The organism is Bifidobacterium primatium, assembly GCF_002802875.1.
In the GTDB taxonomy this organism is placed as follows: Bacteria; Actinomycetota; Actinomycetes; order Actinomycetales; family Bifidobacteriaceae; genus Galliscardovia; species Galliscardovia primatium.
Genome location: NZ_PEBI01000003.1, coordinates 425,382 through 447,828 on the forward strand (window position 1 = coordinate 425,382; position 22,447 = coordinate 447,828).

Sequence of the window (22,447 nt, forward strand, 5' to 3'; positions counted from 1 at the left end):
ACCTTTCTCTTGTCTATTCCGCGGGCTTCCAGTGCTCCACGACGTGCTGCGTGTTCTCCGAATACACCATCGAGTCGGCGGGTACGTCATGGCGCACCACGGAACCGGCTCCGGTGGTCACGCCGTCTCCCACGGTGACGGGGGCGACGAACATGTTGCCGGCCCCCACGTGCACGCCCGAGCCGATCTCGGTGTGGTGCTTGTTCTTGCCGTCGTAGTTCGCGGTGATGGTGCCGCCGCCGATGTTGGTGTGCTCGCCCACGTGGGCGTCGCCCACGTAGCTGAGGTGCGGGACCTTGGTGCCGTTGTCGATGTGGGCCTTCTTCATCTCCACGAAGGCGCCGGCCTTGGTCTCCTCGCCGAGGTCGTTGCCCGGGCGCAGATAGGTCCAGGGGCCGATGTTCGCGGCGCGGCCGATGTGCGTGCCCTGCACGCGGGAGCGTTCCACGACGGCTTCGGCGTCGATGGTCGCGTCGATGAGCGTGGTGTACGGGCCGACGACGGCCTTGGGCCCCACGACGGAATGTCCCTGCAGGAAGCTTCCGGGAAGCACGGTCACGTCCTGTCCGAGCTCCACGTCATCCTCGATCCACGTGGTCTCGGGGTCGAGGATCGTCACGCCGGCGCGCATCCACGCCTCGCAGATGCGACGGTTGTGTGCCTTGGCCAGCTTGGCGAGCTGCACACGGTCGTTCACGCCCTCCACGGCGAGCGCGTCGGGGGCCGCGTAGGCGCCGACGCCGCCGAACTCCTTGGCCTTCTCCAGAGCGTCGGTGAGGTAGAACTCGCCCTGCGCGTTGTCGTCGTCGAGTCCGGCGATGGCCTGGGAGAGGACGTCCGCGTCGAACACGTAGACGGAGGTGTTCACCTCATGCACGGCGAGCTCGGAGGAGTTGGCGTCCTTCTGCTCGACGATGCGCAGCACCTGTCCCTTGGAGTCACGGATGATGCGGCCGTAGCCGGTCGGGTCGTCGAGGATGGTGGTGAGCACGGTGGCGGAGTTGCCGGACTGCGTGTGGGACTCCATGAGCCGGCGCAGCGTGGACTCGTCCAGCAGCGGCATGTCGGAGGCGGCGATCAGGACCGGGCCATGGAGCGGGCCGTCGGCGGCAAGCTGCGACATGGCGCACTGCACGGCGCGACCGGTGCCGGGAATCTCGTCCTGATGCACGATGGTGACGTTCTCGTCGTAGGACCTGGCGGCCGCGGCCACGCGTTCCGCCTGATAACGGACCACCACGCCCAGCACGTCGGGGTCGAGGGCCCGCACGGAATGCATCACCCGCTGCAGGAACGTCTTGCCGGCCAGGCTGTGCAATACCTTGTGATCGGCCGACTTCATGCGCGTGCCCTCGCCGGCAGCCAGAATGATCGCCGCACTGAATGTCATGTTCATTTCTCCACTTCGCTGTTTGCGACTGATGTCGTCGTATTCGACAGAACCATATATAAGCATATAGCCGGCATCGTCTCACCGGAATCACATCGGAATCGTGATTCCCGCAGGACGCATGCCGGCTATTTTCGAGCTCCCCCACCTGGACTCGAACCAAGACAAAGGGTTCCAAAGACCCGTGTGCTGCCATTACACCATGGGGGAACGGCGGCGAAAACCGCCGAGTCACTATTATGCCACGACCGGACGAAAAAATCGTCATGGGCGGACGGGCGTCACCGTTTTGCCGGTATGCCAACGGTTTTCCGGCGCGCGGCAGCGTGTCCTGCGTGGATGGAGCACCGGCCGCGCACCTGGAAACCGGTCAGGCGAACAGGAAGCCCTGGCCGTGGTGCGTCGGATAGGTGTCGAACAGCTCGGCGACCGAACCGTCGCTGAAGACCTCCTTGATGGCGCTGGCCAGCAGCGGCGCGATGGACAGGACGGTCAGACCGTCCCAGCGCTTGCTTTCCGGAATCGGCACGGTGTCGGTGAGCACCACCTCGCGGGCGCCGCTGTCGCGCAGGCGCTCCACGGCCGGGCCGGAGAGCACGCCGTGCGTGGCGGCGACGGTGATGGATTTGGCGCCGGCCTCCTTGAGCACGTGGCAGGCGCTGGCGATGGTGCCGGCGGTGTCGATGAGGTCGTCGACGAGCACGCAGTCCTTGCCCTTGACCTCGCCGACCACACGGTTGGCGACGGCGTGGTTCGGGCGTGTGATGTCGCGGGTCTTGTGCACGAAGGCCAGCGGGCATCCTCCCAGACGCTGGGCCCACTGCTCGGCCACCTTGATGCGGCCGGCGTCGGGGGAGACCACGGCGATGTTGGAAAGATCGAGACGGTCACGGACGTAGTCGACCAGCACCGGCATGGCGATGAGGTGGTCGACGGGCCCGTCGAAGAAGCCCTGGGACTGCGAGGCGTGCAGGTCCACGCTCATGATGCGGTCGGCCCCTGCAGTGGCCAGCAGATCGAACACCAGTCGGCAGGAGATGGGCTCGCGGCCGAGATGCTTCTTGTCCTGGCGGGAGTAACCGAGCATGGGGCACACGGCGGTGATGGAACGCGCGGATGCACGCTTGAGGGCGTCGATCATGATGAGCTGCTCCATGATCGCCTTGTTCACCGGCGTGGAATGCGGCTGCAGCACGAACACATCGGCGCCACGCACCGATTCGGTGTAGCGCACGTACATCTCGCCGTTGGCGAAGTCATACGCCGTGGTCTCCAGGATGTCGATGCCGAGCTGCTTGGCTACGTCGGCGGCCAGCTTGGGATGCGCCCTGCCGGTAACGAGAATGAGATTTTTGTCCGGTTTTCCCTCGAGGATTGCGCTCACCATATCTCCAAACGTGTACTGGTCTGTGACAGTCCCCAACTATAACCGTCAACTGCGACGAGCGGGGCGCCGGAGCCCCTCCCCTTCACCGGGGACGAGGGGGCTCCGGCAATGGCCGTTCACCGGTACAGGCCGTGCTTCGAGATGTACTGCACCACGCCGTCGGGAACGAGGTACCACACGGGTTCGCCGTCCTCGCTGCGCCGGCGCACATCGGTGGAGGAGATCGCCAGCGCGGGGATCTCCAGCATGTCCACCGCACGGGCGGGGATGTCGAGGTTCTTCAGGTCCGACGAATAGCCGGGACGCGAGACGGCGACGAAATGCGCCAGCGACCACATCTCCTCGGCGTCCTTCCATCGCATGATCTCGGCGATGGCGTCCGCGCCGGTGATGAAGAACAGCTCGGCGTCGGGACGGGCGGCGTGGATGTCGCGCAGCGTATCGATGGTGTAGGTCACCCCGGGACGGTCGATGTCGACGCGCGAGACGGTGAACTTCGGATTGGAGGCCGTGGCGATCACCGTCATCAGATAGCGGTCCTCGGCGTTGGTCACCACCTTGTCGAGCTTGAACACCGGCCGGCCGGTGGGCACGAACACCACCTCGTCGAGGTCATACACCCATGCCACCTCGGACGCGGCCACAAGATGCCCGTTGTGAATCGGGTCGAAGGTGCCGCCCATGATGCCGATACGGGGCACCGAGTGGCGGTTGCCTCGGGTGGAGAGGCCCTGCGCGGACGCCGTGCGGTCGCCTCCGAGCTCGGACATGGTGCGTGCTGGTCTGGCGGTGTCGGTCATGACTGCTCCCCCGCGTCTCGCTGCTCGTTCTCGAGACGGGTCTCCTGCTCGACCTCGCTGGCGCTGCCGCTGGACTGCGGGTCGATCTTGCCCATGTCCTCGTCCCATTCCTCCTGCACGACTCGTCTGATCTCGGCGAAGGTCGGCAGCGGGAAATCGGGCTGGAAGATCTTGCGTATCTCGGCGACGCGCTCGGAGATCCGGATGAGGATGTCGGTCATGTCGTCGATATTGCCTTCGCGCTCGGATTCGCGGAACTTGCCGATGTATTCCTCCATGATCCTCACGTGCGCGACGATCTCCGCCTCCTGCCGTTCATCCACGGCCACGACGTCGGGGGCGTCGGCATCGGGCCAGCCGATGAGCACGGCGTCGGAGTATTCTAGGGCGGAGCGCTGCGCCGCGGTGGGTATGCCGTCCTCTATCTGCACCAGGAACACGTAGCGTACCAGGCTCAGCCGTTCGGCCCCGACCCGCAGCCACAGGTCCGGGCTGGTCGAATGCTCCTCGAGACCGTCGCCGCCGGCACGGACCGCATCGTCATGCGTCTGATTCATGTCGTCCTGTGTCATGTCGTTTTCCCCGTTCATAACTTGTGGGCTATGGGCGCACCTGTCCGGTGCCGTAGCCTATCCATTTCGTGGTGGTGAGCTCCTCAAGGCCCATCGGTCCCCTGGCATGCATCTTCTGGGTGGAGATACCGAGTTCGGCGCCGAGTCCGAACATGCCGCCGTCGGTGAAGCGCGTGGAGGCGTTCACCATCACGACGGCGGAGTCAACCCGTGCGGTGAACTCCTCGATACGCGAATAGTCCTCGGAGATGATGGCCTCGGTATGGCCGGTGGAGTATTCGGCGATGTGCGCTATGGCGTCGTCCATCGAGTCGACCACACGTATGCCGATCTCATAGTCGAGGTATTCGGTCGCCCAATCCTCCTCGGTGGCGGGAACGATGTCGAGGTCGTCGATGCCGGCATGGGTGATGATGTCGAGCGATGCCTCGTCGACGTGCAGGCGCACGCCGTGCTCGGTGAGCGCATTGGCGACCACGGGAAGGAAGTCCTCGGCGACGTCGCTGTGCACCAGCAGCTTCTCGGCGGCGTTGCACACACCGACGCGCTGGGTCTTCGCATTGATGATAATGGGCAGGGCCTTGTCGAGGTCGGCCGTCGAATCGACGTAGATGTGCACGTTGCCCGCGCCGGTCTCGATGACCGGGACCTTGGAGTTGTCGACGACGGCACGGATCAGACCGGCGCCGCCCCGCGGCACGAGCAGGTCGATGTGTCCGCGGGCCATCATCATGGATGTGGCCCCGTCCCTGCCGTAGCGGTCGACGCCGGCGACAAGCGCCGAATCGAATCCGTGGTCGGCGAGCACCTGGCCGATGACGGCCAGCGTCGCCTCGTTGGTGTGCCGGGCGGCATGCCCGCCGCGCAGCAGCACGGCGTTGCCGGACTTGATGCACAGCGAGACGACGTCGACGGTCACATTGGGCCGCGCCTCGTAGATCATGCCGATGACTCCGATGGGCACACGGACCTGATTGAGGCGCATGCCGTTGGGAAGGTTGCGCCCGCGCACCATCTCCCCGACGGGGTCGGGCAGCGCCGCGACTCCCCGGACGCCATCGGCGGTGGCGCCGATGCGTCCGGCGTCGAAGCGCAGTCGGTCGAGCAGACCCTGGCTCATGCCGGAATCCTCGGCCTCGTGCATATCGACGTCGTTGGCGGCCTCGATCATGCCGGCGTTCGTCACGAGCGCGTCGGCGATGTCGAGCAGAACGGCGTTCTTCCGTTCGGTGCTGGCACGTGCCAGGGTCCGTTGGGCGTACGATGCCTCGTCGGCGAGTTCGCACACGGCGGCGAACGCCTCGTTCATGGTTTTCTCACCCATAGAGCTCCCATCCATCTGGTTGAACACCACCATAATGCCACGTCGGCACATCGATGCGGGGGAATATCCGACGGCGCGCCGTGGCGCCGGCACGATATGGAACGGCCCTTCGCCGGGGCCATGTCTCACATGGCTCCAGCGAAGGGCCGTTCGGTCGGGCCGGCTGCGGCCGGCCGGCGTCTTCGGACCGGTCGATTCGAAATCAGTCGATCTGGTCGAGTTCGGGGTAGAGCGGGAAGTCGGCGACGAGCTTGTCGACGCGGGCCTTGAGGGCCTCGACATCGGCGCCCTTGCCTGCGGCGAGCGCGGTGCCGATGATGTCGGCGACCTCCTCGTATTCCTTGGGTCCGAAGCCGCGGGTGGCGAGCGCGCTGGTGCCGATGCGCAGGCCGGAGGCCACGGAGGCCGGACGCGGGTCGAACGGCACGGTGTTGCGGTTGATGGTGATGCCGCACTGGGCGAGCAGGTCCTCGCCCTGCTGGCCGTCGAGTTCGCTGTTGCGCAGGTCGACCATCACCAGGTGCACGTCGGTGCCGCCGGTGAGCACGGAGATGCCGTTGGACTTCACGTCGTCGGCCATGAGGCGGTCGGCGAGGATCTTCGCGCCGTCGAGCGTGCGCTGCATGCGGTCCTTGAACTCGGGGGTTCCGGCCACCTTGAAGCTGACGGCCTTGCCGGCGATCACATGCATGAGCGGGCCGCCCTGCTGGCCGGGGAACACGGCGGAGTTGAGCTTCTTGGCGTACTCCTGCTTGGCGAGGATGAATCCGGAACGCGGACCGCCGAGCGTCTTGTGGGCGGTGGAGGAGACGACGTCGGCGTACGGCACGGGGCTCGGGTGCAGGCCCGCGGCGACGAGTCCGGCGAAGTGGGCCATATCCACCCAGAACTTGGCGCCGACCTCGTCGGCGATCTCCTTCATGGCCTTGAAGTCCTCGATGCGCGGGTAGGCGCTCCAGCCGCCGATGATGAGGGCGGGGTGGGTCTCCAGGGCGCGCTGGCGGATGATCTCCGGATCGATGCGGAAGGTCTCCGGGTTGACCTGGTAGGCCTCGGCATGGTAGAAGCGGCCGGAGAAGTTGATCTTCATGCCGTGGGTGAGGTGGCCGCCGTGGTCGAGGGCGAGGCCGAGCACGGTGTCGCCGGGCTTGACGAGGGCCTGGTAGACGGCGGCGTTGGCCTGAGCGCCGGAGTGGGGCTGCACGTTGGCGTATTCGGCGCCGAACAGCTCCTTGGCGCGGTTGCGGGCGATGGTCTCGAGCTTGTCGACCTGCTCGCAGCCTCCGTAGTAGCGGCGGCCCGGGTAGCCTTCGGCGTACTTGTTGGTGAGCACGGAGCCCTGGGCCTGCAGCACGGCGCGGGGCACGAAGTTTTCGGAGGCGATCATCTCCAGGCCGTCCTGCTGGCGGTGCAGCTCGGCGGTCAGGATCTCGGCGATTTCCGGGTCGGCCTGCGCGATCGGCGCGTTGAAGGTGTCGCCGACATGCTGGGGGTATGACGTCTGGTCGGTCATGGTGCTCCTTTACTTCTGCCTTGGATGACTAGCGTCCCAGTGTAAACAGTTTCGGTTACGAAACAAATCACGGGGCCGGTTCGTCTCATTTTCGCGAGGTCGGCCGCTCCCCGGTCTGCGGCCCCGAATGAGACGGACCGTTCCCTTGCCCAGCGCTGCCAGTAGAATCGGTATGTCCACATCTTGTCGAGCATCCAAGGATTTCGAACGTGACCACTTTCCACAGCACACGTAGCACCACTGATTCGCTCACCTCCAAGCAGGCCATCCGCAAGGGCATCGCCGACGACGGCGGCCTGTTCGTCTCGGATTCCCTCGGCGACGAGCATGTCGACATCGCCTCCCTCGCCGGCAAGTCATACCGGCAGATCGCGCAGGACGTGCTGGCGAAGCTGCTGCCCGACTTCACCGACGAGGAACTGGCCGACTGCATCCGCGAGGCGTACGGCGACCAGTGGTCCGACCCGGCCATCACCCCGCTCAGGCCGCTTGGCGACGACTACATCCTCGAACTGTTCAACGGTCCGACGAGCGCCTTCAAGGATGTGGCGCTGCAGATCCTGCCCCGCTTCATGGCCCGCACGACGCCGGCAGGCGGCGACGAGGACGAGAAGATCATGATTCTCACGGCCACCTCGGGCGACACCGGCAAGGCGGCGCTAGCCGGCTTCGCCGACGCCCCGGGCACGGCCATCACCGTGTTCTACCCGGAGGGCAAGGTCAGCCAGGTGCAGCAGCTGCAGATGACCACACAGACCGGAGACAACGTGAACGTGTGCGCGGTCAAGGGCAACTTCGACGACGCGCAGTCCGCGGTCAAGCGCATCTTCGGAGACAAGGAGCTCGCCGCCGAGCTCGCCGGCACGTCGCATACGGTGCTCTCCTCCGCCAACTCCATCAACGTGGGCCGTCTGGTGCCGCAGGTCGTGTACTATTTCGCCGCCTACGCGCAGCTGCTCGAACGTCAGGTCATCAACGTGGGCGACGAGGTGGAGTTCACGGTGCCGACCGGCAACTTCGGCGACATCCTCGCCGGCTACTATGCCAAGCTGCTGGGTCTGCCGGTGAAGCATCTGGTCGTCGCCTCCGACAGGAACAACGTGCTGTTCGACTTCCTCACCTCGGGCACGTACAACCGCCAGCGCCCGTTCTACCAGACCATCTCCCCCTCGATGGACATCCTCGTCTCGTCGAACCTGGAGCGCATGCTCTACTACTTCTCCGAGAAGGACACCCGTCTGATCTCCATGCTCATGAACGATCTCAGCCAGTGGGGCGCGTTCGAGGTTCCCGAGCCCATGCTCAAGTCCATCCGCTCGCTGTTCGGCTGCGGCTGGGCCGACGAGGACCAGGTGCGCGAGTCCATCCGCGACTGCTGGGAGAGGAACCGTTACGTCATCGACCCGCATACGGCATGCGGCTACTTCGTGATGCAGCAGATGCCGCGCGACCCGCTGACGCCGCGCGTGCTGCTGAGCACCGCCAGCCCGTACAAGTTCCCGCGCGTGGTCAACGAGTCGCTGGGACTCGACGCCACGGGCACCGACTTCGAGTGCATGGACGTGCTGGCCGAAGCCACCGGCACCACGGCGCCGGCCGCATTGCGCGGTCTGGAGACCGCCGATGTGCGCTTTGACGACGTCGTCGAGATCGACGCCATGGAGGAGTACGTGCGTTCGGCCGCCGAAAAGTAACCGGATTCCATATGAAACCATATGACATATGACGAAGGGCCGGCCACCGTGGCCGGCCCTTCGTCATATCATCGCCGCCCATAGGCCCGCTGCGATATCCCTCGTGCTTCAGACCAGACGAGTGCGGAAGCCTCCGGTCTGAAGCACGGACTTGATGCCGTCGACCGAGCAGGAGACCATGCTGTGCACGGCGGCGTCGGTGTAGAACGCCATATGCTGCGTCATCACCACGTTGGGGAACTGCCTCAGGTACGCGATACCGCGGTTGGTGAGGATGTCGGTGCGCCGGTCGCGATGGATGAGGTCGCCCTCGGTCTCCACGGTGTCGAGTCCCAGGCCGCCGATCTTCTCCGCCTCGATGTTGTCGATCAACGCGTCGAGGTCCATGAGCTCGCCGCGCGCGCAGTTGACGAGCACCACGCCGTCCTTCATCCTCGCGATGGATTCGCGGTTGATGATGTGATATGTGGAGTCCAGCAGCGGCATGTGCAGGGTGATCACGTCGCTGTTCGCATACAGGGTGTCGAGATCGACGTATTCGGCATGTTCGGCCACTTTGGCCTTCGGATGCGGATCGTAGGCGAGGATACGGCATCCGAATCCGGTCAGGCATTCGATCACCGTGGCGCCGATGCGGCCCGTGCCCATCACGCCGACCGTGAGATTGCGCAGCTCGCGTCCCTGCAGTCCCTGGAGCGAGAAGTCGTAGACCTGCCCGCGCCACAGCGCCGGCTTGTAGTTGCGCAGCACGAGCAGGATGAACATCACCGTGTATTCGGCCACGCCATTGGGCGCATAGTCGGCGTTGAGCGCCACGATGCCGAGCCGTTTGGCGGCGTCAAGGTCGATATGGTTGTATCCGATGGTGCGCGTGGCCACCACCTTCACGTCCCGCTGGGCCAGCGCCTCCAGCAATGCGGCGTCCAGATGGCTCTGGCCCAGCGTGCTCACGCCTTCGCACCCGTCGGCCAGATGCGCATTCCCCTCCGTCAGCGGTTCCGCGTGCAGATCGACGTCCACGCCGACCCTTTCGGCCTCCGCGGCGAACGCCTCGCGTTCGTCGTCACGCACCTCGAATGCGGCAATCCTCATATCACAACTCCCATGTCATCGACGTCACGACAATCATCGGACGCGCGGATAATATCCGTCGCGTCCGTCATTCGACTCCATGATAGTGAATCGCCAACCGCTGCTCACAATGTCCGGGGCGCCTCGTCGAAATCATGCATCACACCGTCGGCGGCCTCGCAGATCTGCGGCCAATGCGACCTTGACGACGCGTCATACATGGCCCACGCGGTCATGCCCACCGACTTGACCGCACGGATGCCGACGAGGATGTCCTCGAACACCGTGCAATCACCCGGCTTGACGCCGATGCGTTCGGCCGCATACAGGTACACGTCGGGCCGGTCCTTGGAGACATGGCCGACGTCGTCCACACTGCACAGCGCGTCGAACAGGTCGAATACGCCGAGCCGACGCAGCACCGGCTCGCGGAAGTCCGGCGGCAGGCTCGTGGCCACGGCGAGACGCGCGCCGGTGTTCCTGAGATGCCGAAGGTACTTCCCCGCGTGAGGTTTGAGCGGCACGGTGGTCGAATACGCCTCGAACGCCATGCGGTTCCACTCGTCCATCAGCTCCTCCGGAGTATCCGGCAGGCCGAAACGTTCGATGGTGTAGCGCGCGCACTCGTCGAACGACATGTGGGCGATGGAGTCGGCATAGTCACGCGGCACGTCAAAGCCGCGGGCGTGCAGGAACTCGTTGTCGACGTCCGTCCACACATGCATCGAGTCGAGCAGCGTGCCGTCGAGGTCGAAGATCGCGCCCTTGCCCGCATTCGCCGGTACGACGGCAGGGGATGCCACGGTGGAATCAGGCATTGGCGTCGAAGCCCTCGAGACCGTGGGCGTACAGGTCCCAGAAGTGGTTGGTCGGGCCGTTACCGCGGCCGAGCTCCAGCGAATGCTCAATCGCCATGGTCACGTACTTCTTGGCCCGGCCGATGGCCTCGTGGAACGGATGGCCGAGCGCCAGGTTCGCGGCGATGGCCGAGGAATACGTGCAGCCGGTGCCGTGCGTGTTCTTCGTGTCGATGCGCTTGGCGGAGAACTCGTAGAAGTCCCTGCCGTCGTACAGCACGTCGATGGCGTCGCCCGTGGCATGGCCGCCCTTGACCAGCGCGGACGTGCAGCCCATCTCCTGGATGGCCTTGGCGGCGGCCTTCTGACCGTCGAGGTCATTGATCTTCAGGCCGGAGATGCACTCGGCCTCCGGAATGTTCGGCGTGAGCACGTCGGCGTGCGGAATCACGATATCGATGAGCGAGTCGATGCAGTTGGGATCCATGAGCGGGGCGCCGTTCTTCGCGTACATGACCGGATCGATGACCACGTTCTCGGCCTGGTACTCGACGAGTTTGTCTGCCACGACCCGCATGATGTCGGGATTGTCGAGCATGCCGACCTTGACGGCCTTGGGACGGATGTCCTCGAACACGGCGTCGATCTGGTCGGCGATGATCTTCGGGTCCACGTCGAGTACGGAGATCACGCGGGCCGTGTTCTCGGCGACCACGGATGTGATGACCGACATGGCGAAGCAGCCGTTGGCGCTCATGGTCTTGAGGTCGGCCTGGATGCCGGCGCCGCCGGAGCAGTCGGAACCGGCGATGGTGAGGGTCGGGGTGAGGGTTGTCATGATGGTTTCCTTTCGTCTACAGGGCGGAGGATTCGAGCAGTTCCCTGGCGTGGGTGAGGGAGGTCTTCGACTCGCTGCCGGCGAGCATGCGGGCGATCTCGCGCTCGCGCGCATCGTCGCGGACCTCGGTGACCGTGGTGTTCGCTCCGTCATCGTCGCCGCCGGCCGTCTCGACGGTCTTGGAGACGACGAACTGCGCGTTCGCCCACGACGCCACCTGCGCCAGATGGGTCACGACGATCACCTGGGCATGCTCGGCGAGCTTCGCCAGTCGTCGGCCCAGCTCCACGGCGGTCTTGCCGCCGACGCCGGCATCGACCTCGTCGAACACGAACGTCATGGCGAAATCATCGCCGCCGTTCATGCCCCGTTCGGCGGCCACGAGCTCGAGCGCCAGCATCAGACGGCTGAGCTCGCCGCCTGAGGCGCTTTTGCCCATCGGCAGCTTCGGGGAACCCGGGAACGGGGTGAACAGGAACCGGATGTCATCGCCGCCGCTGGCGTCCAGCGGACCGAAGTCACCGGCGGCGGACGAATCGGGACGCCTGCGCACCTGCACGTCGATATCCAGTGAGGCCCCGGACATCGCCAGCGACGCGAGTTCGTCGCCCACTCGGGAGGACAGCTCGCCTGCGGCGGCCGCACGCGCCTCGTGCAGTGCGTCGGCCGCGGAAAGCGCGGCCTCGTATGCGGCTTCGCGCTCCTTGCGCAGCTGGTCGACCCGTTCGGGGGACGCATCGAGATCCTCCAGATCGTAGCCGGCCCGCTCCCGCCACGCCAGCACATCCTCCAGGGTCGGCCCCCAGCGGCGGGTCAGTTCGCCGAGCTCGTGTATGCGATCGTTGATGCCGTCGAGGTCCTGGGCCTCGTCATCGCCGTCGAGCATGCCGCTGAGGGTGAACACCACGTCGGAAAGCTCCGTGTTCAATGCGTCCAGTCGGTCGGCGGCCTCGGCGTATTCGCCCTGCACACGAATGGAGCGCAGCGACTGCACGGCCTGTTCGATCAGCGAGGTCGCACCCATGGTGTCACCGCCGTCCGCACCCATCTGGGACGAATCCAGGGCGGCCAATGCGCCGCCCACGCCGTGCATGATCTCGGCCGCGTTCTCTATCCGGTCACGCAGCGCCTTGAGCTCGACATCCTCGCCGGCGTGCGGGGCCGCACGGTCGATGCGCTCTATGGATTCGCGCAGGTAGTCCGCTTTCCGCATGGCGTCGGATTCCTGTTCGGTGACGCCGCGCAGCTTGGCATCGACGTCGTTGAGCCGCTGCCACGCCGCATGATAGGCGTCGCGCAACGCATCATCCTGCGCATAGCGGTCCAGGAAATCACGCTGCCGGCCCACGGATGCCATACGCAGCTGGTCGGCCTGTCCGTGGATGGTCACCAGCTCGCCGCTGATGTCGCCCAGTATGGCGCGCGGCACGCTTCTGCCGTTCAGCACGGCGCGCGACCGTCCCTTTGCGGGCAGCGTGCGGGTGAGGAAGATCTCTCCGTCCTCGACTCCGCAGCCGGCGTCGTGCGCGATATCCGTCACCGGCGATCCCTCTCCGACGGCGAAGATGCCCTGCGCCCAGGCCTCGTCCTTCCCGGGCGACACCAGCCGGGGGGCCGCAGCCCCTCCGGAGATCATGCGCAGGGCGTTGAGCAGCATGGACTTTCCGGCACCCGTCTCACCGGTTATCGCCGTCATGCCCCTGGCCGGGCGCAGCACGGCGTGATGGATCGGGCCCAGCGCCCGAATCTCCAGTTCCTCAAGCATCGCTTGGCGCCACTCCCCTATCGCTTGCCGCCGCGGCTCTTGTTCGACTCGCGCCAGCCCACCACCGGCAGGTCGAACTTGCTGACCAGACGGCTGGTGAACGGAACGCCGAGCAGTCGGGCCAGGCGCAGCGAATTCGGCGACTGACGCACCACCAGGCGGGAGCCCCTCGGCAGTCCGCGCTGGCGTCGGCCGTCACAGCAGATCCATCCCTCGCTGGAGGAATCCTCGAGGATGTCGATGGTGAACGTGGACTTCGCCCCGATGACCAACGGCCTGGAGAACAGCGCGTGCGCGGCCAGGGGCACCAGCTGCAGCGCGTCCACGTTCGGCCAGATGATCGGTCCGCCGGCGGAGAACGCGTAGGCCGTGGAGCCCGTCGGGGTGGACACGATGACGCCGTCGCAGCCGAACGAGCTCATCTCCACGTCGTCGACGCGGATGCTGAGCTCCACCATCTTGCCGCGGTCGGCGCGTTCCAGCGTCACATCGTTGAGCGCCCAATCGTGCAGCGGCTCGTCGGCGCCGGGCAGCCATACGTCCACCCATGCGATCACGCGTTCGTCGATCGAGTAGTCGCGCTGGGCGATCTTGGCGATGGCGTCGCGAATCTGGAAGCTTTCGAATTCGGCGAGGAACCCGACGTGTCCCATGTTGATGCCGACGATCGGCACATCGGTGCCCTTGACCAGTTCCGCCGCACGCAGGATGGTCCCATCGCCGCCAAGCACCACGACGATCTCCGTATCCGGGTCGACCGACTGCATCTCGGCCGCGGCGAACGGAGGCGCCTCGAGGTTGTCCACGATCACCACGTCAAAGCCGGCGTATTTGAGCTGTTCGACGACTTCCTTGACCTCGGTGCCGGTGGCGGCCAGCTGACTATGGGTCACCACGACCGCTTTTCTTTGACCTGGCAATACATCCTCCTTGCGCATCCGCCTACGCGAACAATCTATGTCACATTCTTCCACATCGAACCGATATTGTCTGCCCCGTTTCTCGGCCCGGCTCTTTCTCGTCGATTCGCTCATCCCGGTGTGTCGCGCTTGCATTTAATAAATTAACGTTGTTAATATATTCACAACAACGCAAGCCGCTTGCGCCGCAGGACGCCGACACCAGACGTCGGCATCGCGGAACGCATCGGCACCACGCAACGACGTCAAGGAGGACAGGATGATAGCACCCGGCAGCACCCACGCATCGATGGCCGAGCTCAACCGGTCCCGCATCATCCAGCTTCTGCATCGCGACGGCATCTGCTCACGCGCGCACATCGCCCGAGTGCTCGGCCTCACCCCCGCCGCCATCACCAAGATCACCGCCCAGCTCATCGACATGGGCGTGGTCAGCGAGACCGGCAACCTCGACGGCATCAAGAAGCGCCGCTCCATCGGATTGCAGCTCAACGAATCCAAATACCGCGTCATCGGCGTGAAATTCGCCCGCACACTTGTGCGCCTCGGCGTGTTCGACCTCGGCGGCAACATGGAAAGCGAACAGCTGCTGCCGCCCGTCAGTGGCGGACGCATCCGCGAGACCCTCGACGACGTCAAGCGCCGCATCGACGACATCCTCGCCTCGGACGATTCCATCGTCGCCATCGGCATCGCCGTGCCCGGCCCGTATCTTCGCGACGAAGGCCGCATCGCCGTGGTCACCTCGATGATCGAATGGAAGGACGTCAACTTCATCGACGAGTTCGTCGGCGCCTTCCGCGTCCCCGCATTCATCGAACAGGACGCCCGCGCCGGAGCGCTGGCACAGAGCCTGTTCGACTCGGACTCCGACCCGCGCAGCCTCGGCTACTATCTCGTCGGCGAAGGCGTGGGACTCGGCCTCATCGACAACGGCGAGCTGGTCAACGGCAATCTCGGCGCGGCCACGGAAATCGGCCACGTCAGCATCGACATCCACGGCAAACCGTGCGAGTGCGGCAACGTCGGGTGCCTCGAGAACTACTGCTCCGCGGTGGCGCTGCATCAGGCGATCGTCACCGGAGACCTCATCGACGACGCACAGAGCATGACGCACATCGACGCCTGCGCCGCCCTGTTCGAACTCGCCCGCGGCGGTGACGAAACGGCTCTGGGACTCGTACGCGACTTCGCCCGGTACATCGGCTATGGCTGCGTCACCATCATCAACGCGTACAACCCCGCGCAGATCGTACTCGGTGATATCATGGCACAAGCCGGTTCGATACTGCTCGACGAAGTGCAGACCGTGGTCGAACGGCACGCCCTGCCCGCCCTGCGGGACACCACCGCCATAACCATATCCGACCTGCCCGTGGACGCGACGCTCTCCGGAGCCGCCGCCGTGGCCGCCGCGCAGTTCCTCGAACACCCCACCGAATTTGTCGGCCAGCCCAACGACTGACCGGCCACACCGACACCAACCGATCACCAACCCAACAACACAATCTCCACAGGGAAACCCGAGGGAGAGAAGAAAGGAACCATCATGGCAGACAAGAAGCCGATCGTCCTGAGCCTTGGCGAGATCCTGTGGGATATGATCCCCGAAGGCAAGCGCGCAGGCGGCGCCCCCGTCAACTTCATCTACCACGCCACCAAGAACGGCGCCGACGGCTACTCGATCAGCGCCATCGGCGAGGACGAGCTCGGCGACGAGCTGCTGGCCGCAGTGGAGAAGACCGGCATCAAGTCCGTCCTGCAGCGCAACGCCTACCCCACCGGCCGCGCCGACGTGAAGCTCGAGAACGGCATCCCCGAGTGGACCATCGTCAAGGACGTGGCCTGGGACCACATCGCCCTCACCCAGGACCTCATCGACCTGGTGCGCAAGGCCGACGCCATCTGCTACGGCTCCCTCGCCTGCCGCATGCAGGAGTCGCACGACACCATCATGAAGCTGCTCAAGCTGAGCCGCCCCGAGACCCTGCGATACTACGACATCAACATCCGCGGCGACCACTACTCCAAGGAGCTCATCGAGGAACAGCTCTCCGACGCCACCGTGTTCAAGCTCAACGACGACGAACTCGTGCTGCTGCGTCCGATGTTCGGCATCACCGGCACCGACGAAGAGGCCTGCAAGTGGTTCATGGACAACTACGACCTCGACTACGTGATCCTCACCGCCGGCGCCGACTTCAGCACCATCCTGTCCAAGGACGGCGAGGTCTCCACACTGCCGACGCCGCGCGTGGAGGTGTCCGACACCATCGGCGCCGGAGACTCCTTCTCCGGCGCGTTCACCATCAACATCCTGCTCGGCAAGTCGCTCAAGGAGGCCCACCGCGCCGCCGTGAACACCGCCGCGTACGTGTGCACCCAGGCCGGCGCATGGCCGGAGTACCCGGAGGTCATGCCCGACTACATCGCCGAGTACGAGGCCAGGCAGGGCAAGTGACACCGTATGACGGCTCGTCGACGTCCCGTCTCGAACCGTCATCCATATGAGGTTTCGCTGTAGGCTTCATTCCTTGTTGACAGACCGGACATCCCGACGCTATATTGAGATGTCCGGTTTTATCATGCCGGAATGGTCGATGCCCGGAAATCGGGCTTCGGCTTTGATAATTCAATATGGGGTCGATCGGTTTCGACGGTGACCTGTTCGTCGCAGGGAAGCGTGCCGAGAACGCGGGGGTCCGCTCGTTAATGTCCTCCCGCAAAAGAATAAGTGCTAAATCTAACCGCACTGAGTTCGCTCTCGCTGCCTGAGCTTCGCGCCAGATCTAATCCAGCGAGCAGCCGCTCCGTTCACTCTCCCATGTCTTCGGGGAGATGCTGAGCGTCGTTAGAAGACTCGCCCGAAGCGTCGCGTCACAGGATGTTTCGGGGACTTTGACTGTGAATATGCCCGCCGCCAGTTGTCTGCGACATCGGCGGGGGCAGACATATAGCCACCAGGCCAGCAGACTACGCACGTAGAAGACTGAGGGTACGGTTACCGGACGCGGGTTCAATTCCCGCCGGCTCCACAAGGCACTAGCCGCCTAAGCATCGCTTAGGCGGCTTTTTTGTTGGCATTCCAACGGTTTCACAAGGTTTTAGAGAGGTGTGCTTTAATGGGTTTACGGCCGTTTAAGGCGGTTAAAACACGTCGCTAATACGTCGTCTAATACGTCGTTCTGATCGGAGGCAACGATGCCCAGGAAGAAGACCAACCGCAGGTTCGGCACCCTCGAATACCGTCCCAACAAGAAGCACCCCACGCGCGTGGTCGCCTCCTATCCTACTCCGGAGGACGCGTTCGACAGATGGCCGGGCCTGCCTGCCCGCCAATCCAAGAGCTTCCCCATCGAGCAGGAGGACGACGCCGTCGCATGGCTCGGCGCCGCACGCAAACGCATCGACGCCGGCGTATGGGAACCGCCCGAGGCATCCGAACGCAAGGAGAAGGCGAAGCGGATCACATTCGACCAGTACTTCCCCACGTGGCTCGACCAGCGCCGGTACAAGGGCCGGCCGTTGAAGGCTGGCACCAGATACCGGCTCGCCAAGGACTACGAGAACCACATCAGCCCGGTCCTCGGCGCCACTCCCCTCATCCGGATGACGCAGAGCATGGCCGAACGGTTCCGCGACGGACTGCCCGACCAGCCGTCCATGCGCGCCAACGTGATGAAACTATTGCGCGCTATGCTGCGCACCGCCAGCCAGTCCGGCGTCGACGGCGAGGAGCCGCTCATCCCCAAATACCCGTTGGGGGCCGGCGAGCCACGCCCCAGACGCGAGCACGTGGTCACGCCATGCACCCCCGAGGAGATGAAGGCCATCCACGACGCCATGCCGATGCCCTATGCGCTGGCCGTGTACATCGGCTGCTGCATCGAGATGCGCATCGGCGAGGTGTGCGCACTGCAGCGACGCGACATCAACCATCACACGGGGATGCTGCACATCGGACGGACGCGCGTCACCATGGACTCGCAGCGGCTGACCGACCGGCCCAAGACCGACGGCAGTGACCGCGAGGAGCCCATCCCCGCACAGCTCATGCCCCTCATCGACCGGCACCTTGAAACATACGTGGGCGAGGATCCGGAATCATGGCTGTTCCCCTCCGTCCGCGACCACGACAAGCCGTTGCACCCGAACTCGCTGCGCAGCTGGTATTCCACGGCGCGAAAAAAGGCCAAACGCCCCGACCTGCGGTTTCACGACCTGCGGCACACGGGTCTGACGTGGCTGGCCGAGGAGGGCGCCACCACGCGCGAGCTCATGGACGCCGGCGGGCACACGTCGCCGCAGATAGCCATGGTCTACCAGCATTCCGTCGACGGGCGACGCAGGATGCTCGCAGACCGCGTGGGCGAGCGCATCATCATCGATGACGACCCCGACATGCTGCGCCGCCGCATCATCGACCTCGACAAGCAGCTCAAGGTCATTAAGGGGCAGCGAGACGAACTGAAACGACGATTACAGACACTGGAGGAGAAGGGCGACGAGTAGAACGCGAAAACGCCCCGTCCGGCAGCAGACTTTTTCGTCTGCACGCCGGGCGGGGCGGATGATTTTTCGAGATGGTGTGTCACATGGTCAGGCTGTTTTGGCCAGCAGGCCGTGCAGGCTGAGGCCGTCGTCGACCTCGGGGATGCCGGCGATGCTGGTGAGCAGGGAGACGATGGCGGCCAGTGCGGCGACCGAGCCGATGTTGGCCCAGTCGACCTGCAGGAGCCCGACCGCGCCGGTGCCGATGACGCCGAGCGCGGCCTGCGCGGCGGTCTTGACGGCGCGGACGCCGGCCCGCCGAAGCCAGTCGACGGGGCCGGCCGCCTGCTCGGGAGTGGTGGATTCGTCGGTGGAATCGATATCGTTCATTTGCCGCTCCTTAGAATCTGCATTTGTTGAGTGCTTCCTGCATGCGTTTGACCGTCCACGAGGAGGCTCCGAGGAAATGGTCCACGGACGAGCCGTAGTGACGCTGCAGCGCATCGATGGTGTTACGGCCGATGATGCCGTCGGCCTTGACGCCGAGCTTCTGCTGCATACGGCGGATGACGGGGCTGCCGTCGCCGGTGGCGTCGTACTGCCAGCCGGACCCGAACGCCGCCTGCCGGTTGGGCCACCACTGGTGCCAGATCTCCCCGTCGACGGGAGTGCCCAGAACCTTCTGCAGCCTAGCGGTGGTGGCACGGCCCCAGACGCCGTCCACGGCGAGCGCGCCGGACGTGGAGGGAGTCCCGTATGCGGGTCGGAGGATCGCGGCGACGACTCCCCATGCACGGGTGCGTCGGGCGACTCGGCCGTTGTTGGTGTTGCCCTCGATGGTCTGCAGGTAGGAGCCGCGGTTGACTTCGACGAAGCCGATGTGGTCGACCACGCCGCCGTCCCAGTTGAAGATCACGAGGTCTCCGGGGCGTGCGGAACGGATGTTGACGGCGCGGCCGGCGTTGCGTCCCGAAGCGAGGATGTAGGGCACGTATGCGGCCGGCATGCCGGGGAACGACTGGCCCGCCTGCGCGAGCACCCACGACGCGAACATGGCGCAGAACGGGACGCCGTTCGCACCGTAGTAGCTGCCGTGGGACTGGGCGTACCAGCGCCCGTACTTCGTGCCCTGCTGCGGGTCGGTCCAACGCGAGTAGCCGATCTGGCCGGCCGCGATCCTGAGCACATCACTTGCCGTCGCCATAATGCACCTCCTCGGTCTTGGCCACGTCCTTGACCGCGTCCGCCTGGCTGGATGCGGACGCCAGTTCCTCCTGTTTCTCTGCTGTTTCGGCCATCTGGCCCTCCTTCTGTTTTTGTGGATTGTTGGTCGGCCCGTCGGATGGCGGGCACGTTTTCCCGAGTCAGGACATCGCCGTCGCGGCCAGCAGTACGAGCAGCCGCCATGCGATGGCGCCGACGAGGACCGTGACGGCGTACAATGCCGCGGCGCACAATGCGCCCGCCACGACGATCACGGAGAGAATGGCGAGAAACATCCGGAATGGATGGCTCCCCTGTGGGTCCTGCGGGTCATGCATGGGGGTCCTCCGATGCGTGGGCGCGGATGATCTCCGCGTGCAGGTGCGCCGTGGTCCCGTCGTCGGACGTGCCATCGGGATCCAACGCCCGATAGGCATCCCATGCGACGTCGGCGCGGCGTTTGATCTCCACGCTGGCGGGCCTGCCGGCCTCGACCGTCTCGGCGTGCAGTCGCGCGATCTTGTCGAACAGGAGGGCCCGCAGGGCCTCGTCTCGGACATCCTGCTTGGTCATGATGTCCTTCACCCGTTGCCAGAGGATTCCCCCGACCGCGCTGAATGCCGCGAACAGCACGCTGGCCGTGACGCTGATGATGATCTGGTCCATGTCCCTTCCTTCTCTGGGGTGGAATCCCATACGTTTCGTTGCCGTGGAGGAGCCATGGCGCGTGTGGGATTTTGGAGGATGAAAATTGCTGTTGGACGAGTTTTGGATGACGCGATTCCTGCCCTACTGCAAGACGAATCTGCGCGAATGCACGGTCGTCGGATATGAGAGCGCATGGAGGCTGCATGTCGAGCCGGTGTTCGGCCATGTGGATATGGCGGAGATCGGCGTGGAGGAAGTGGACCGGTGGCTGGCGTCGTTTCCCACGGCCGGCGCGGCGCGCAAATCGTGGGCGCTGCTGCGCTCCATGCTGCGCCGCGCCATCCGCTGGGGGCTGCTCGACACCGACATCACCCGACGCGAGATGACACTGCCCGAACGACGCCGCTACGAGCCGGCATTGCTGGACATCCGGCAGCAGCGGCAGCTGATGCGAGGCTTCTACGATGCACCGTTGGAGGCGTGGCTGATATGCGCCTCATGCTGCGGGCTCAGGACCGAGGAGGGATACGGACTAAACTGGTCGGACATCGACCTACGTCGCGGCGTCCTGCACGTGGAACGCGGACTGCAATGGGTCGGCGGACACGAGGCCGTCGTACCGCCGAAAACCGAATTGAGCCGTCGCACGCTGCCGTTGCCGCGGTTCGCGGTCAGACGGCTGCGGGATATCAAAAACGGGGCGAAAGGCCGTCTCATCGGAGACCTGACGCCGCCACAGGCCGCACGAGCCTACCGCGCATACTGCCGACGGTATTCGCTCCCCTATGTGCCGCCTCGCAATCTGCGGCACAGCTGGGCGACCAACGCCCTCACAGCCGGCGCGGACATCGCCGTCGTCTCCAAAATGCTCGGTCACTCTGATATCAAAACCACAGCCATCTACTATTTGCGCCCCGACATCGCCGCGTTGCGCGATGCGCAGCGCCTGTTCGAGCGGCAGCTCATCGGATAAAGGGATTCCCTATCCCACACGGGACCAATCACGTTGATTAACGGCGGCCCTGGAGGCAACAAGGTCGTCACCGGCGTCAAATGGGGCCGGTTCGTGCAGCTCAACGTGAGCATCGGCTCGAAGCTCACGTCAAGCTGGGCGAAGGAGACCATAGGTACCCTGCCTGTCGGGTGGCGTCCGGCCGCTCCCGCACGCTCCTCGTACGGGCGTGATGGCAAGAACCAGATGCAGGTCGTCGTCTACGCGGACGGCAAGGTCGCCGTCGAGAATCAGGGCGGTTCGCAGACCGAGCAGGGCGGATCCCTGACCGTCTGCTATTTCGCCGCCTAGTTTTCCCTATCCCAGACGCGCAGGGACGTGTCGGCGTTGAAGGCCGAGCCGAAGCCGGTATGGCAGAAGCTCAGTATCGGCATTGCGAAGAACGGCATCGGCGGCAACGGTTCTCAGTCGTGGACTCCGAAATGGCCGAAACCGTTCAAGAGCACGCCGATCGTGTCCGCCGTCAGCGTCTACTCATGGTTTATTCTGACGGTGAGTGACGTGACTGCGGTCGGATGCAGCGTCGCCGTCCGTAATATCAACCCCGATATGAGGCCGCTCGCCGGTGTCTGGCAGGACATCTGGGCGTACGGCGAGCTCGCCTAGAGCGTTCTCCTTATGGCGACCCAGTGGACTTGCACGGGCTGTTCGCCGGCGATCCAGTCGTTGTTGATTTCGTTGCGTAGACGGCAGCGGAATCGGCTGGCGGTGGTGTCCCAATGCAATGGGAGGCAGCGTTTGCCCAACGCGTCGGTCATCCGGTTCGGCATCAGCTGGTAGAACACGTCGACGTCGGTGCTGTTGAATGGGTTCGCGATAAGGCAGAAGCCCTCCTTGTCGCATTGGCCGATGTATGTTCCGGCCTTTATCTGATTCGTCAAGGCGCCTATCTGGCTGTCATGCTGACTGGCACGATTTTCCAAACGCGTCACATTGATGTTCGTCTGGGATAGGGAATCCCACACGGCTTTCATGGGCTGCATGATGTTGAACAACGGCACCGGGGTGCCAAGGGTGATGCC

Annotated in this window: 23 protein-coding genes, 1 tRNA gene and 1 other RNA gene; 8 read left to right on the top strand and 17 right to left on the bottom strand. The window is 64.8% G+C overall.

Annotated features, from left to right (window positions below):
- Positions 1-13: 13 nt before the first annotated feature.
- The 7 genes from glmU to glyA form a co-directional block, all read right to left on the bottom strand.
- Positions 14-1,390 (bottom strand): bifunctional UDP-N-acetylglucosamine diphosphorylase/glucosamine-1-phosphate N-acetyltransferase GlmU, encoded by a 1,377-nt coding sequence (gene glmU, locus CS006_RS07915; RefSeq protein WP_100511312.1) that lies wholly within the window; start codon positions 1,388-1,390, stop codon positions 14-16.
- Between the two features lie 139 nt (positions 1,391-1,529).
- Positions 1,530-1,600: transfer RNA gene (locus tag CS006_RS07920), tRNA-Gln, on the bottom strand.
- 160 nt (positions 1,601-1,760) lie between these two features.
- Positions 1,761-2,777 carry a ribose-phosphate diphosphokinase gene (locus CS006_RS07925; protein ID WP_100511246.1) on the bottom strand — a complete coding sequence of 339 codons (1,017 nt, stop codon included), beginning with the start codon at positions 2,775-2,777 and terminating at the stop codon, positions 1,761-1,763.
- A gap of 116 nt (positions 2,778-2,893) precedes the next feature.
- Positions 2,894-3,547: a nicotinate-nucleotide adenylyltransferase gene (nadD, locus tag CS006_RS07930; protein ID WP_243386942.1), complete on the bottom strand. Its 654-nt coding sequence runs from the start codon at positions 3,545-3,547 to the stop codon at positions 2,894-2,896.
- Positions 3,548-3,573: 26 nt separating this feature from the next.
- On the bottom strand, positions 3,574-4,149 hold the full coding sequence (locus CS006_RS07935; RefSeq protein ID WP_165777296.1) for a phosphoribosylglycinamide synthetase: 576 nt from the start codon (positions 4,147-4,149) through the stop codon (positions 3,574-3,576).
- A 28-nt stretch (positions 4,150-4,177) separates the two neighbouring features.
- Positions 4,178-5,473, bottom strand: coding sequence for a glutamate-5-semialdehyde dehydrogenase (locus tag CS006_RS07940; protein WP_165777297.1), 1,296 nt, complete (start codon positions 5,471-5,473; stop codon positions 4,178-4,180).
- 202 nt (positions 5,474-5,675) lie between these two features.
- Positions 5,676-6,986, bottom strand: coding sequence for a serine hydroxymethyltransferase (gene glyA / locus CS006_RS07945; RefSeq protein WP_100511248.1), 1,311 nt, complete (start codon positions 6,984-6,986; stop codon positions 5,676-5,678).
- A gap of 209 nt (positions 6,987-7,195) precedes the next feature.
- Between glyA and thrC the strand changes: the two genes are divergently transcribed.
- A complete protein-coding gene (gene thrC / locus CS006_RS07950; RefSeq protein ID WP_100511249.1) occupies positions 7,196-8,680 on the top strand; it encodes a threonine synthase in 1,485 nt (494 codons plus the stop codon).
- 108 nt (positions 8,681-8,788) lie between these two features.
- Here the strand turns inward: thrC and CS006_RS07955 are convergent, their stop codons facing one another.
- The 5 genes from CS006_RS07955 to CS006_RS07975 all read right to left on the bottom strand — a co-directional run bounded on the left by CS006_RS07955 (position 8,789) and on the right by CS006_RS07975 (position 14,089).
- Entirely contained in the window at positions 8,789-9,772 is a 984-nt protein-coding gene (locus tag CS006_RS07955; protein WP_100511250.1) for a D-isomer specific 2-hydroxyacid dehydrogenase family protein, read from the bottom strand.
- Between the two features lie 104 nt (positions 9,773-9,876).
- The gene (locus tag CS006_RS07960) at positions 9,877-10,569 is read right to left on the bottom strand and encodes an HAD family hydrolase (RefSeq protein ID WP_100511251.1); all 693 of its coding nucleotides are present in this window, start codon (positions 10,567-10,569) and stop codon (positions 9,877-9,879) included.
- Positions 10,562-11,386 carry a bifunctional hydroxymethylpyrimidine kinase/phosphomethylpyrimidine kinase gene (gene thiD / locus CS006_RS07965; protein WP_100511252.1) on the bottom strand — a complete coding sequence of 275 codons (825 nt, stop codon included), beginning with the start codon at positions 11,384-11,386 and terminating at the stop codon, positions 10,562-10,564. The genes CS006_RS07960 and thiD overlap by 8 nt, the downstream gene beginning before the upstream one ends.
- A gap of 16 nt (positions 11,387-11,402) precedes the next feature.
- Positions 11,403-13,151, bottom strand: coding sequence for a DNA repair protein RecN (recN, locus tag CS006_RS07970; RefSeq protein WP_100511254.1), 1,749 nt, complete (start codon positions 13,149-13,151; stop codon positions 11,403-11,405).
- Positions 13,152-13,168: 17 nt separating this feature from the next.
- A complete protein-coding gene (locus CS006_RS07975; RefSeq protein WP_165777298.1) occupies positions 13,169-14,089 on the bottom strand; it encodes an NAD kinase in 921 nt (306 codons plus the stop codon).
- A 241-nt stretch (positions 14,090-14,330) separates the two neighbouring features.
- Between CS006_RS07975 and CS006_RS07980 the strand changes: the two genes are divergently transcribed.
- The 4 genes from CS006_RS07980 (at position 14,331) to CS006_RS07995 (ending at position 18,583) form a co-directional block, all read left to right on the top strand.
- On the top strand, positions 14,331-15,536 hold the full coding sequence (locus CS006_RS07980) for an ROK family transcriptional regulator (RefSeq protein ID WP_100511256.1): 1,206 nt from the start codon (positions 14,331-14,333) through the stop codon (positions 15,534-15,536).
- Positions 15,537-15,620: 84 nt separating this feature from the next.
- Complete coding sequence (locus CS006_RS07985; protein WP_100511257.1) at positions 15,621-16,532, top strand: carbohydrate kinase family protein; 912 nt, start codon at positions 15,621-15,623, stop codon at positions 16,530-16,532.
- Between the two features lie 178 nt (positions 16,533-16,710).
- Positions 16,711-17,109, top strand: a transfer-messenger RNA (tmRNA) gene (gene ssrA, locus CS006_RS07990).
- A 163-nt stretch (positions 17,110-17,272) separates the two neighbouring features.
- On the top strand, positions 17,273-18,583 hold the full coding sequence (locus CS006_RS07995; protein WP_100511258.1) for a tyrosine-type recombinase/integrase: 1,311 nt from the start codon (positions 17,273-17,275) through the stop codon (positions 18,581-18,583).
- Between the two features lie 87 nt (positions 18,584-18,670).
- Here the strand turns inward: CS006_RS07995 and CS006_RS08000 are convergent, their stop codons facing one another.
- From CS006_RS08000 to CS006_RS08010, 4 genes are all read right to left on the bottom strand, one after another.
- On the bottom strand, positions 18,671-18,952 hold the full coding sequence (locus tag CS006_RS08000; RefSeq protein WP_100511259.1) for a holin: 282 nt from the start codon (positions 18,950-18,952) through the stop codon (positions 18,671-18,673).
- Positions 18,953-18,962: 10 nt separating this feature from the next.
- Positions 18,963-19,766 (bottom strand): CHAP domain-containing protein, encoded by an 804-nt coding sequence (locus CS006_RS08005; protein ID WP_100511260.1) that lies wholly within the window; start codon positions 19,764-19,766, stop codon positions 18,963-18,965.
- A 160-nt stretch (positions 19,767-19,926) separates the two neighbouring features.
- Positions 19,927-20,061 carry a hypothetical protein gene (locus CS006_RS11040; RefSeq protein ID WP_279324828.1) on the bottom strand — a complete coding sequence of 45 codons (135 nt, stop codon included), beginning with the start codon at positions 20,059-20,061 and terminating at the stop codon, positions 19,927-19,929.
- Positions 20,062-20,095: 34 nt separating this feature from the next.
- On the bottom strand, positions 20,096-20,431 hold the full coding sequence (locus CS006_RS08010) for a hypothetical protein (RefSeq protein WP_100511261.1): 336 nt from the start codon (positions 20,429-20,431) through the stop codon (positions 20,096-20,098).
- Positions 20,432-20,537: 106 nt separating this feature from the next.
- On the opposite strand from CS006_RS08010, the gene CS006_RS08015 reads away from it, so the two are divergent.
- The 3 genes from CS006_RS08015 to CS006_RS08025 are packed head-to-tail and all read left to right on the top strand — an operon-like array spanning position 20,538 to position 22,031.
- Positions 20,538-21,386: a tyrosine-type recombinase/integrase gene (locus CS006_RS08015; protein ID WP_100511262.1), complete on the top strand. Its 849-nt coding sequence runs from the start codon at positions 20,538-20,540 to the stop codon at positions 21,384-21,386.
- 33 nt (positions 21,387-21,419) lie between these two features.
- A complete protein-coding gene (locus CS006_RS08020) occupies positions 21,420-21,716 on the top strand; it encodes a hypothetical protein (RefSeq protein ID WP_243386919.1) in 297 nt (98 codons plus the stop codon).
- 27 nt (positions 21,717-21,743) lie between these two features.
- Complete coding sequence (locus CS006_RS08025; protein ID WP_100511263.1) at positions 21,744-22,031, top strand: hypothetical protein; 288 nt, start codon at positions 21,744-21,746, stop codon at positions 22,029-22,031.
- Here the strand turns inward: CS006_RS08025 and CS006_RS08030 are convergent.
- Positions 22,028-22,447: hypothetical protein (locus CS006_RS08030; RefSeq protein WP_207760023.1), on the bottom strand; the 420-nt coding region annotated here is incomplete at its 5' end. The genes CS006_RS08025 and CS006_RS08030 overlap by 4 nt on opposite strands.